Source organism: Ignavibacteriales bacterium, from assembly GCA_026390795.1.
In the GTDB taxonomy this organism is placed as follows: domain Bacteria; phylum Bacteroidota; class Ignavibacteria; order Ignavibacteriales; family Melioribacteraceae; genus Fen-1258.
Map to the genome: position 1 here is coordinate 2,308,463 of JAPLFG010000003.1, position 12,590 is coordinate 2,321,052.

Annotated in this window: 13 protein-coding genes and 1 tRNA gene; 10 read left to right on the plus strand and 4 right to left on the minus strand. The window is 36.8% G+C overall.

Features of this window, described 5'->3' with window-relative positions; genetic code table 11:
• Window positions 1-19 precede the first annotated feature (19 nt).
• From NTX65_13520 to NTX65_13565, 10 genes are all read left to right on the plus strand, one after another.
• The gene (locus tag NTX65_13520; GenBank protein ID MCX6170361.1) at window positions 20-814 is read left to right on the plus strand and encodes a DUF3298 and DUF4163 domain-containing protein; all 795 of its coding nucleotides are present in this window, start codon (window positions 20-22) and stop codon (window positions 812-814) included.
• Window positions 815-1,034: 220 nt separating this feature from the next.
• Window positions 1,035-1,406, plus strand: coding sequence for a hypothetical protein (locus NTX65_13525; GenBank protein MCX6170362.1), 372 nt, complete (start codon window positions 1,035-1,037; stop codon window positions 1,404-1,406).
• A 592-nt stretch (window positions 1,407-1,998) separates the two neighbouring features.
• Window positions 1,999-2,655 carry a succinate dehydrogenase cytochrome b subunit gene (locus NTX65_13530; protein ID MCX6170363.1) on the plus strand — a complete coding sequence of 219 codons (657 nt, stop codon included), beginning with the start codon at window positions 1,999-2,001 and terminating at the stop codon, window positions 2,653-2,655.
• Entirely contained in the window at window positions 2,655-4,565 is a 1,911-nt protein-coding gene (locus NTX65_13535) for a fumarate reductase/succinate dehydrogenase flavoprotein subunit (GenBank protein ID MCX6170364.1), read from the plus strand. Before NTX65_13530 ends, NTX65_13535 begins: the two co-directional genes overlap by 1 nt.
• Complete coding sequence (locus NTX65_13540; protein MCX6170365.1) at window positions 4,565-5,332, plus strand: succinate dehydrogenase/fumarate reductase iron-sulfur subunit; 768 nt, start codon at window positions 4,565-4,567, stop codon at window positions 5,330-5,332. The genes NTX65_13535 and NTX65_13540 overlap by 1 nt, the downstream gene beginning before the upstream one ends.
• Window positions 5,333-5,443: 111 nt before the next feature.
• The gene (locus tag NTX65_13545) at window positions 5,444-7,279 is read left to right on the plus strand and encodes a hypothetical protein (GenBank protein ID MCX6170366.1); all 1,836 of its coding nucleotides are present in this window, start codon (window positions 5,444-5,446) and stop codon (window positions 7,277-7,279) included.
• Window positions 7,280-7,282: 3 nt separating this feature from the next.
• Window positions 7,283-8,278 (plus strand): GTPase ObgE, encoded by a 996-nt coding sequence (gene obgE, locus NTX65_13550; protein MCX6170367.1) that lies wholly within the window; start codon window positions 7,283-7,285, stop codon window positions 8,276-8,278.
• A 220-nt stretch (window positions 8,279-8,498) separates the two neighbouring features.
• Window positions 8,499-8,572, plus strand: a tRNA-Met gene (locus tag NTX65_13555).
• Window positions 8,573-8,592: 20 nt separating this feature from the next.
• Window positions 8,593-8,937, plus strand: coding sequence for a preprotein translocase subunit SecG (gene secG / locus NTX65_13560; protein MCX6170368.1), 345 nt, complete (start codon window positions 8,593-8,595; stop codon window positions 8,935-8,937).
• Window positions 8,938-9,036: 99 nt separating this feature from the next.
• Entirely contained in the window at window positions 9,037-9,858 is an 822-nt protein-coding gene (locus tag NTX65_13565; GenBank protein MCX6170369.1) for a TIGR00730 family Rossman fold protein, read from the plus strand.
• A 36-nt stretch (window positions 9,859-9,894) separates the two neighbouring features.
• Here the strand turns inward: NTX65_13565 and rpsU are convergent, their stop codons facing one another.
• From rpsU to NTX65_13585, 4 genes are all read right to left on the minus strand, one after another.
• Entirely contained in the window at window positions 9,895-10,098 is a 204-nt protein-coding gene (gene rpsU / locus NTX65_13570; protein ID MCX6170370.1) for a 30S ribosomal protein S21, read from the minus strand.
• Window positions 10,099-10,169: 71 nt separating this feature from the next.
• Complete coding sequence (locus NTX65_13575; GenBank protein MCX6170371.1) at window positions 10,170-10,634, minus strand: universal stress protein; 465 nt, start codon at window positions 10,632-10,634, stop codon at window positions 10,170-10,172.
• Between the two features lie 53 nt (window positions 10,635-10,687).
• Window positions 10,688-11,293, minus strand: coding sequence for a sigma-70 family RNA polymerase sigma factor (locus tag NTX65_13580; protein ID MCX6170372.1), 606 nt, complete (start codon window positions 11,291-11,293; stop codon window positions 10,688-10,690).
• A 39-nt stretch (window positions 11,294-11,332) separates the two neighbouring features.
• Window positions 11,333-12,571 carry a M14 family zinc carboxypeptidase gene (locus NTX65_13585; protein ID MCX6170373.1) on the minus strand — a complete coding sequence of 413 codons (1,239 nt, stop codon included), beginning with the start codon at window positions 12,569-12,571 and terminating at the stop codon, window positions 11,333-11,335.
• Window positions 12,572-12,590 lie beyond the last annotated feature (19 nt).

Below are 12,590 nucleotides of genomic sequence, written 5' to 3' on the forward strand. Positions count from 1 at the left end.
TAGAATGAAAGTTAATAAAATGAAAAAACGAAATTTTTTATTGTTGATTTTCATGAGTGTTGTACTGACTTTTTGTTCGACGGGAGTCTATGAAGATTCCGCCAAATATCAGGTCAGAAATTTCGATAAGTACTATGGTGATTGCGGTGCAGCTTCTAGCAATTGCGTCTCAATTTCTGTTAACTATCCGGAATTTACATATGCAGAGAATTACAGTGTTGTTGATACTCTAAACAAAAAAATTGGTAAAATGATTCTTCAGCCCGTTTTTCAAGTTAAATCAAAATCATTAGATGAGTTAAGCGATACTCTTATTAATGATTATAAAAGATTTAAAAAGAAATTTCCGGATTCGCCGTCAAGATATGAATTGGAGAGAATAGTTAATGTGCAGCTCAATCAACTTGGAATCATATCACTTGAGTATACAGAAAATTCTTTTCTTGGCGGTGCTCATCCCAACTCTGTAAGAACATTTATAAATATTAATGCCGGCTCCGGCGGAAAAATTAATCTGCGTGATTTGTTAACAAGCGGATTTGAAAAAAAACTTAATTATCTGGGAGAAGTGGAATTCAGAAAAGTAAGACTTCTAAAACCGGATGATGATTTAGAGAAAGCCGGCTTTTGGTTTAAAGCCGGCAAATTCATTCTAAATGAAAATTTCTTGATTACAAGATCCGGCTTGACGTTTTACTTTAATGATTATGAAATTGCTCCGCACTCATTCGGTCCAACTGAAATCAAATTAAAATATGATGAGATCAAAGATTTTATAAATCCGGATGGATTATTAGCAGAACTTCTTAAATAGTTTTACTTAAGCCCGGTGTATAATTGCGCCGGGTTATTCTTAAATCTTACACTTATACGGTTAGCAAATTAACCGCACTCGACTTAATCCCAAGCAGATTGAAAATATTTAACAAATTTTAACGGTAGTAAATTGTCTGTAGTACTTATTTTGATTCGATAAAAGCGGGTTACTTAACCGAGATTAGAAAATGATTCTCATCAAACAAAAAGGAATAAAAATGAAAACAAAAGCATTCTTCACAATCATGGTTTTGTTCGTTTTAGCTATGACAGTAAATTCATTCGCACAGATGGGCGGAAATCCTCAAGAACGATTGAAAAAAACTCTTGAAGATTATAAAACGAGATTAAAGTTGACCGATGTTCAATTTGGAAAAATTGATACTATCCTAACCTCGCAAATGAATGAGATGGCAAAATTGAGAGAGAGTGCGGGAGAGGACAGAGAAGCAATGAGGGCCGGTTTCATGGAGCTGAGGGAAAAGACAAATAAAAAAATTGAGGCACTTTTAACCGACGAGCAAAAAGTTGAATGGAAAAAAATCCAGGAAGAAATAACTCAACGCAGACAAGGTATGGGTCGCGGCTAAGATTCTGAATATTAGATTCTGGATACTGGATATAATAATTATGTTTTATCCAATATCCGGAATCTTTTATTATCTATTTTTTTAGAAATCAAAATTTACGCCAGCATAAATATTTCTTCTTAAAGTCCCATCATACAGAACTTCTTGATATTACTTGTCAAACAAATCTTCTATTCTAGCTGTTAGTTCAATGTGGCTGAATAATTTATGAGATGCGCCAATATTAACTAACGTATAGTCAGGCATGCTAATGCGTTGTGCTGGAATCGCTGAAAAATCCTAATCATCACGCTTGCCGGCAGAATGCAGATGCAGATTGAAACTTGTCTTTTCATAAAGTGAATGTTAGTGCACTTCTGGTTCAGATTAGAAAAGAAGTTAATTCAGCGCAATTTTTGATCAAAATAAAAGAATATAAGATCAATTCCTCTTTGAAAAAAAACTTTAATAGCTTTATCTTAGATTCGAAAAAAAAATTATTGTACAGCATTGTGTTAAAGAAAATCATTTCGAACAAGAATCTTAGTAACATTTCATTTCTTCAAACCATATCTATTTTCATAATTAACCATCTTAAAATAGGAGAATATTAATGAGCTGGGTTTGGAAAAGCTTGAATTCATCCATTGGCAAGAAGTTGGTGATGGCAATTACTGGTGTGGCATTGATGCTTTTTTTAATTATTCATCTTGCCGGCAATATGAGCTTGTACGGCGGAAAAGATGCATTCAATAATTATGTGGGATTACTGGAACATATTAAGCCGTTCATCCGGGTTATCGAAGTAATACTGGGCGCGGTTTTTGTCCTCCACATTTTTAATGGTACTCGTCTTTGGATTGAAAATAAGCAGGCAAGACCGCAAGGATATTCCGTTAATGGATCCCGAAAGAACACAACTGTTTTTTCACGCACTGCTTTCATCACCGGAAGCATTGTATTTATCTTTTTAGTTATTCATCTACAGTCAATTTGGTATAAATTCAATTTTTCCGGTACCGAATTGGACCTTTATACTATTACAACAACTTGGTTTCAACTTTGGTGGTATGCCGCTCTCTACTTTATTGCTGTTATATTATTGGGATTTCACTTAAACCACGGTTTCCAAAGCGCGTTTCAGACCTTCGGATGGAACCATAAAAAATATTTTCCATTCATCGAAAAACTTGGAACAGTTTACGCATTGATTATGACGATCGGTTTCGGTTCGATTCCGGTTTACTTTTTTTTCTTCGGAGGTAAGTGATGATAAAATTAGATTCGAAAGTGCCGGAAGGCAAATTAGAAGAGAAGTGGACAAACCACAAATTCAATATGAAGCTTGTTAATCCGGCTAACAAACGTAAGTATGATGTTATAGTTGTTGGAACAGGGTTAGCCGGTGCATCTGCTGCTGCTTCTCTAGGCGAACTTGGATACAATGTTAAAGCGTTTACGTTCCATGACAGCGCACGTCGTGCACATAGTATTTCTGCTCAAGGCGGTATCAATGCAGCAAAAAATTATCAGAATGACGGCGATTCAGTTTATAGACTTTTTTATGATACAATTAAAGGCGGCGACTTCCGTTCACGTGAATCAAATGTTTACCGTCTTGCGGAAGTCAGCAACAATATTATTGATCAATGCGTTGCACAAGGTGTTCCTTTTGCCCGCGAATACGGCGGATTACTTGATAACCGTTCATTCGGCGGTGCACTTGTTTCAAGAACATTTTATGCAAGAGGACAAACGGGTCAGCAACTTTTGCTCGGCGCATATACCGCTATGAACCGTCAAATTAATCTCGGCAAAGTCAAACTTTATACTCGCAGAGAAATGCTTGATGTTGTTGTAATTGACGGTGTTGCAAAAGGAATTATTGTTAGAGATATGTTAACCGGAAAGATCGAAAAATATTCTGCGCATGCTGTTATTCTTGCAACCGGCGGATATGCAAACGCATATTTTCTTTCAACGAGCGCAATGAATTGTAACGCAACAGCAATCTGGCGTGCTCACAAACGCGGAGCGGCTTTTGCTAATCCGTGTTTTACACAAATTCATCCGACATGTTTGCCGCTTCACGGAGAAAATCAATCTAAATTAACTTTGATGAGCGAGAGTTTGCGTAATGACGGACGCATATGGGTTTCGAAATTAAAAAAAGATATGCGTAAACCGAACGATATTCCTGAAGATGAACGTGATTATTATCTTGAAAGAAAATATCCGACGTACGGCAATTTAAGTCCGCGTGATATTTCATCGCGTGCGGCAAAAGAAGCAATTGATGACGGCAGAGGAGCGCAGGGTCAGGATGCGGTTTATCTCGATTTTCAGGATGCAATAAATCGTCTTGGTCAAAAAGTAATTGAAGAACGTTACGGAAATTTATTTGAAATATATGAAACAATCACCGGGGATAATCCGTACAAATCACCGATGAAAATTTATCCGGCTCCTCACTATACAATGGGCGGCTTGTGGGTAGATTACAATATGCAAAGCTCAATTCCCGGATTGTTTGTTGCCGGCGAAGCAAATTTCTCGGATCACGGTGCAAACCGTCTCGGCGCTAGCGCTTTAATGCAGGGCTTGGCTGATGGTTATTTTGTTCTTCCTTATACAATTGGAAATTATCTTGCAGGCGATAAACCAACCTTAGTTAAAACAGATCATGCTGAATTTGAAAAAGTGAAAAAAGAAGTTGAGGATATGACTACCAAACTTCTTTCAATCAAAGGGAAGAGAACGGTTGATGATATCCATAAGCAGCTTGGCAGAATAATGTGGAATAAAGTTGGAATGGGAAGAAACGAGAAAGGATTGAAAGAAGCAATGGTAGAGATAAAAGCATTGAGAGAAGAATTCTGGAAAGATGTAAATGTTGTCGGTGATTCAAATGATGTTAATCAATGTCTCGAAAGAGCTGCTCGTGTTGCGGATTATCTTGAGCTCGGCGAATTGATGGCTCTTGATGCTTTGACGCGTAACGAATCATGCGGCGGTCATTTCAGAGAAGAATACCAGACAAAGGAAGGTGAAGCGTTAAGAAATGATGAGGATTATGCATTTGTCTCGGCTTGGGAATTTAAGGATGTCGGTAAATGGGAATTGAACAAAGAACCTCTAGAATTTACTTCTGCAAAACTAGCTACAAGGAGTTATAAATAATGGAACATAAAAAAATAAATTTAACTCTTAAAGTTTGGCGTCAGCAAAACGTTCACTCAAAGGGCAGCTTTACTGAATATAAAGTTTCGGTTTCTCCGGATTCATCTTTTCTTGAAATGCTCGATGATATTAATAATGATCTTGAGAAAAAAAGTCTTGAACCGATCACTTTTGAAAGCGATTGCCGGGAAGGAATTTGCGGTACATGCGGACTTGTAATTAACGGTACGCCGCACGGACCGATTCCGCGAATTGCAACATGCCAATTACACATGAGAAATTTCAAAGAGGGTGATGTAATTTATGTTGAACCGTTCCGCGCGAAAGCATTTCCAATTATCAAAGATTTGATGGTTGACCGTTCTGCAATGGACAGAATTATGGAAGCCGGCGGATTTATTTCTGTTAACACACTTAGCGTGCCGGATGGAAACGCTATTCCGATACCTAAAAACATTGCTTCTGATGCGATGGATGCTGCACAGTGTATTGGATGCGGAGCTTGTGTTGCCGCATGTAAGAATGCATCTGCAATGTTGTTTGTAAGCGCTAAGGTTTCTCAGTTCGCGTTGTTGCCGCAAGGACAACCGGAACGATATCAGCGAGTAGAATCAATGGTGAAAGTGATGGATCAATACGGTTTCGGAAGTTGTTCCAACACTTACGCCTGTGAGGCCGAATGCCCCAAAGGTGTTTCGGTTAAGAACATCGCTCGTATGAACCGTGAGTACTTTATGGCAAAAGTTAAATCGCAGAATGTAGAATAATGGATTCAAAATAATATGCTTAAAAAATCCCGGCTAATTAAGTCGGGATTTTTTTATGGCTTTTTGGTATTATTGTTTTGGAATACACATAAAAGAAGCAAATCAAAAAGTATGTTCGAGCGAGAAATAAAATTTATTTATGATTTCAATCTGAATAAGGTTAACCGTCTTGGTCCTTATTTCACATTTGAGCAGTTACTTGCGTCGGATGTTCACCCGGCAATCTTACAATATATCTCCGCAGAAATTGATTACCTGATCTACGAGGATAGGCAAAAGCTTCTTAAAAATTCTTTGTTTGATTATTCTGGAGAGAAAATATCATTTCTCTTTAATCAAATTTCGGAAGAAGCCAAGAAATCAAAGAGGTTTGCTCAGGAGTACATTGCTAAATTGATCTTACACGCATCGTCTTTTACTGTGAACTATCTAGTAAGACCAAAATGGACTTTAACAAAATTTGTTTTCGACGAGGATAATCATAAATCAACCAACGACATTAAACAAATTCTAAATTACGTTTACTATTACAAGTATGTAAATAAGATTCTGGTTTCATACATAAACTCAAAAAAAATCCTTTCGATGAACGCCCAAGAGTTTGAGGAATTGCTGAACAAAGCCGATAAACTGGGAGTCGAGACATATTTGCCGGCAATTCTTTCTAATGCGCTGAAGTCAATGGCAGAGTTTTTTAATATTGGTGAAATTCAAAAATCAAAAATTCCTCTTTCTGCAGTTGAAATGTTCCTAGGAGAGAAAGAATTGATTAAGCATCTTCAAAAGGTTGGCGAAACTTTTGTTGATGAGGAAGGTGCAAAATTCAACCTGAGCGATTATCAAAAAGTTTTCAACAGCATTATAATTGAAAAAGAAGAGTTAATGATTGAACCGGAAGCGACACAAAAGTTTGAAACAAAAGAAGCGGAAGAGGCAGAAGTAGTCGAAGAATTAGAACTGGTTGATCATACCATAGAAAACAATGTTGAGGAAATTCTTCACGAAGAGGAAGAACAAGAGGAACAAAAAGTTGATCGAAGTGAGCTTGAAGAAGGACTAGAACGGGAAGATTTGGAAGAAGAACAAGAACAAGAAACAGAAGAGGATGATCAGCAAGAAGAAGAAATAGAAATTCGTGGAATGAATGAAAGTGCAAATGATAAAATTGATGATGAAACCGAGGATGAAATTACTATCGCACCGCCGGCTAAATGGAGAATAAAGATAAATGAAGATAATCGTATCGAACCGATTATTGAGACAACGGATGAATTGAATGAGAATGAAAAGGAAATAGTAGAATTAACCGAAGAACCTAATGAGAATGAAAAGGATATGGATGATATTACAGAGGAAATTGAAGAGGAAGAAAACAGAGAAGACGATGACGAAATTCAATCTAATAATAAATTAGATTTAGATAAGAAGGAATTTTTAGAAGAGAATCCGGATAATGAAAGTTTCTTGCAATCGCTTCGTGATAATGAAAATGGGAAACAACTTCCGGATATTAATGTTGCTGAACTTGAAGAGGACACATTTAAATTCGACGAAAAGAGGTTCAATTCAAATATAGATGAAGATGACGAAGATATTTTTAATAAAAAGAAATTAAAATCCGAAGATGGATCTGAAAGAGTTATCTTTGAAAATGAGAATGCTGACAATGTACCGCCTACTCATAATAAAAACGAATCCGATGAAAATTCAAGGGTGGATCTTGCCGAGATTCTAGAGAATAAAGAAATGACAAAGATTATAGAAGTAATCTTTGATTACGATATTGAAGATTTTGCAAGTCTGTTAGACGAAATTTCCAATTGCAGAAATTCTGATGACGCAACTTTAGTAATTAATGAAACATTGTCGGAACGCCATATAAGCCGTTCTTCCAAAGAAGCTGAAGCATTTAAATCAATTATTTCAGAATATTTTGGTAACAAGTAACTTATGTTCATAGATTATGCAAAAGTGTATATCAAGGCCGGTGACGGCGGAAACGGTGCAGTAGCATTCAGAAGAGAAAAATATGTTCCTAAAGGCGGACCAGCTGGGGGTAATGGCGGTAACGGCGGAAGTGTAATTTTTAAAGTCGATAGAAATCTTACAACTCTTTTAGATTTTCAATATAAAAGAAAATATTTAGCCGAAGATGGAGACCCGGGCGGTTCTTCTCTCAAAGACGGCAAAAGCGGAAAAGATATTATAATACGGGTGCCGATTGGTACAATCATAAAAGATGAAGAAGCAGACGAAATAATTTTTGATCTTGATGCCGATGAGAAGGAATTTGTTGCAGTCAAGGGCGGAAAGGGTGGAAGAGGCAACAGTAATTTTGCAACACCAACTCAACAGACTCCCCGTTTTGCAGAGGATGGAAGACCCGGTCCGGAAAAATTCGTGGTCCTTGAATTAAAATTAATTGCAGATGTTGGTTTGGTCGGATTTCCAAATGCCGGAAAATCCAGTTTGATTTCTGTAATCTCCGATGCAAAACCTAAAATTGCGGATTACCCATTCACAACACTTGAACCGAATCTTGGAATTGTTCGCTACAAAGATTTTGCGAGCATTACTGTTGCAGATATTCCGGGTATTATTGAAGGCGCGCATCTCGGTAAAGGATTGGGATTAAAATTTTTGCGTCACATCGAACGTACAAAAATTTTATTACTGATGATTGATATAACATCGGAAGATTATGCAAAAGATTATAAAACTCTTCTTTCAGAGTTGAATCAATATTCAAAAGTGCTTAGTAAGAAAAAAAAGATTTTAGCGTTCACAAAATCGGATCTACTGGAAGCATCCGATCTGAAAAAAGTTCAGAAAAGAAAAATTCGCGGTTATGATGGACCTGTTCTAATCTTTTCTTCGGCAACACGTTTTGGTCTGCCGGAATTATTAGATGAGCTATGGCAGCAGTTAAAAGATGATGTTAGTTAGACAGACCAAAGACAATTTTTGATTTATGTGAACTACAAATTGATCAACCGGAAAAAATGATTAAGTTCAATAGCAAAGAAACTACTCCTGCCAGCGGAAAAGATGATAAAAATCATTAGTTTGAAACGGCTTGAAGTTTGGAAACCGATGCTTTATATTTACGTCCCGTTTTTCTGCCTACCTTGAACCAAGGGAATTGGGCTGATAAGTGGTTTTTTTTGGCGAGGTAGCTCAGTAGGTTAGAGCAATGGAATCATAATCCATGTGTCGGGGGTTCGAATCCCTCCCTCGCTACATCTAATTTGGAGTAAGATATGTATGCACTTTTAATTTCTATTTCTGTAATTCTGGCGGTATTGTTAATTATTGTTGTATTGCTTCAATCAAGTAAAGGCGGCGGGTTAGCCGGTTCTTTCGGAGGTTCCGGTCAATTTGGAACTGTTTTCGGTACAAGAAGAACTGCGGACTTTCTTAGCAAGATTACCTGGTGGATCGGAGCGGCATTGTTAATTCTTGCCATTGTTATTAATCTTTTCTTTTTGCCGGGACAAACTACAAGTGCGCAAAGAGAAAGTATAATTCAAGGCGGAGGCAGGCAATCAGTTCCAACGGCGCCGGCATTACCACAACAGCGTTCTACTGCTCCTGCACAAAAATAATTTTTGGAAAACAGACCCCTGCACAATCGGGGGTCTTTTCCATTTTTGGACTAGCAATGAATGCCATTCAAATATCCTTTCTAATTTTACGGTGAATCAATGAAAAAACTAAACAATGGGACAGTTAAGGCTTATAATAATTTAGATTTTTTAAACTCTACCAAGGCTAGAACGATAAGAATACTCTCTGAATTCTATGAACCACAAGCTCGTTTCGCAAGAAATAAAATACGCGATACAATAGTTTTCTTCGGATCGGCAAGAATTCCTTCAAGAAAAGATGCTTTGAAAATATTGAGAGAAGCCAAAAAAGACAAATCCGCTTCCTCAAAGAAAAAAGTGGATAGAGCATTGAAAATGCTTGAAATGTCCAAGTACTATGAAGACGCGGTTGAGCTATCTAAAAGATTAACACTTTGGTCGATGGCTTTACCGGTGGATGAAAAGAGATTTATTGTTTGCAGCGGCGGCGGTCCTGGAATAATGGAAGCAGCCAACAAAGGCGCCTATCTTGCCAAAGGGCATTCGATTGGATTAAATATAAGTATTCCATTCGAACAGTTTGTTAATAAGTATGTCGATTCGGAATTGGCATTCGAGTTTCATTATTTCTTTATGAGAAAATTCTGGTTTGTTTTCTTGGCAAAAGCTCTTGTTGCTTTCCCCGGTGGATTTGGTACTCTTGATGAAATGATGGAAGTTGTTACTCTAATTCAGACCGGTAAACTATCCAAGCCGCTTAAGGTTATTGTGTATGGAGAAAGTTTTTGGCGCGAGGTAATGAACTTTGATGCATTAATCGAGCATGGTGTAATCAGTAAGGATGATCTGAAAATCTTTGATTTTTGCAGCACGGTAGATGAAGCATTTGAAAAGATCACAACTCATTTCAAGAAAAATTATTTGAATAATCACAAGTAATAAAAAATCCCGTCTGAGCGGGATTTTTTATGAATATTAACCTCTTCTATCGCGCATTGTTTGTTCGCGCGAAGCTCTCCGTTTGGCTTTAATGCCTTCCAACCGTTTTTCAACCGATGGTTTAACGAAGAAAGTTCTCTTCTTAAATTCTTTTAAAACACCAGAACGTTCATATTTTTTCTTAAAACGTTTTAACGCTTTATCAATATTTTCGTTCTCTGCAACTGTAATTCCTACCAACTTAATTCACCTGCCTTGTTGTTATAAAATTTTGCGGCGTAAACTTAGAGAATTCGGTCAAAAGAATCAAATTAGCTTAATCCGCCTTTCTCTTCCGGGGAGATAACTAAAACCGGGCATTGGGCGTACCGGATGACTTTTTCCGCAACACTGCCAAGCAAATTGTGCAGTATTCCAGTCCGTCCATGTGTTGCCAACACAATCATATCGCAATGAATTTCTTTAGAATATTTTATAATTTCTTCGTAATCAACACCTTTCCTCAAGATTTCAGTTATCTTGATGGAGGAATCTTCAGTTATATTTCTGGAAGTTTCTTTCAGTTGTTTTAAAGCCTGTTCTTCCATCGATTTCATTACTTCTTCTTCTGAAACATTGAGACTGCTTAATGCAAGAAACGGCGGTGTTTTTTCCAAAACATAAATCAAATGAATTTCCGCTTCCATTTTTTCCGCCACATCTTTTGCATATTCCAAAGCTGTGAATGATAGCTTACTGAAATCTGTTGGAACGATTATGTTTTTGAGTTCGAACATGTTGCCTGAAATGTTTTTGTTTTTAAATTCGTTAAATGTATTACTGCTCTATTTTATCTTTTTGATTTTCCTGTTCTCATGAATCCTTTCTCTTTTGCATAATCGAATAACTGTACGTAAAGCATTTTTCTCGCTCGGTGCAATCTTGATCTTACAGTACCGACGGGAATATCAACAAAATCGGCAATCTCTTCGTAAGTAAATCCTTCAATATCATTAAGAATTATTACCGTTCTAAAATCCTCCGGCAATTTTTCAATTGCTTTAGAAACATCATCGTCTAAAAGATCGCTGAAGGCATCCAACTCATAGTGCTTGGATTCAACTTCATCGGATTTAATATTCTCATAAAAGTTCTGTACATCATCATAATCAACTTTGTTCGGCTCTTTTGTGTGCTTTCTGTAATCGTTAATAAACGAGTTCTTCATTATTCTGAATAACCACGCTTTACAATTTGTTCCTTTTTCAAATTTGTCAAAAAAACGGAATGCTTTCATAAATGTTTCTTGAACGAGGTCGTCGGCATCGTCTTCGTCGCCAGTCATTCTAAGCGCATAGTTATAGATCGAGTCCATATGCGGAATGGCTTCCTTTTCGAATTCGACGTAACGTTTTTGTAGCTCTTTGTCGTTCAATGTATTTGTAATTGCTCGCATTATTAAATTTCTTTCAGAGAAAATATTTCCCGTATTAAATTAACCAATTGCGATTTCATTTAACACCGTATTTATATAATCTGAATCCGAAAAAGATCCATTAATAATCTTTAATTCTGCTTTTCCGGTTAAATTTAAGTCGGCGGGATCATCAACGGCAAGCCAATTTGAAGACTCAAATTTGAATCCAGTCATATCATATTCTTCAATTCCGTTATAAATCGAAAGGTCGCCCAGTTCTGCAATCGTTCCCTTAAAGAGGAATTTCTTCGATTCTAAATCCAAATATTTCTTCCGGTTAATTCCGATATCAATCTTAAAACTATTACCGTTGCAGTCTAGTGTTAAATTCCGAAGTAAGAGATCAAAAAGAAGTTCTTCGTTTTCGGGTATTGAATAATATTTGGTGTAGTCAATTTTTTCGAAATCTTTTTCTGAAATTGAATGAAACGCTGAGAGCAAAGCAATAAAATTTAACTTTCTGACAAATTCTTTTTTCAAATCGTTTTTATGATAACCGGATTCGATTAAAATTGAGCTTATACCATTCCTTGTAAAATTATCACCGAATGCTCGCGGTTCATGATCGTCATTATAACGCGCAATTTGTCCCGGTATAAAATAAGAAAGCGTCTCATTGATTCTGCAGATGACTTGCATGCTTTTTTCTCTTGTATAATTAATACTCTTGACATGATCGATTGGCGGCGCCAGCATAGAAATTGTGGAATACTTTCTAGTTCTGCCGGCAGTGTAATAACTATTTTGATCGTGAAGGTTGAATCCAAAATCCGGTTGAATTTTTGCTGCATAATCCCAAAGTATTTTTGACTCGTAAGATTCAAGCCGTAGGGCATCGCGGTTAAGATCGATATTGAATGCATTCTCACGCTTGAATATTTCTGCACCGTCCGGGTTTACCATCGGCACAAAATGAAATGTTACCTCATTTAGCAAACTGTCTCTAAATTTTACAAATGAATTATTCGAAGCAAAGAAATTGAGTATGTCGAATAACGCTGCGGTTGCGGTCGGTTCATCACCGTGCATCTGAGACCAGGCTAAAATATTTGTTTTGCCAGTGCCGAATGAAATGGAAAAAATCTCACGTTCCTCTACAGATTTACCAAGCAATTCGATTTTGAAAAAATTAATATTTTTCAACTGTTCCAAAACCTGCTTCAGTTCTGAATGAGTTATAAACTCACTTCCTAACTTTAATTCCCGGAAATTATCGTAATCAGAAAAAATTTCATTAAATAGCTCTTTGGAATTCAATTTGCTCTCCGTTATTTTC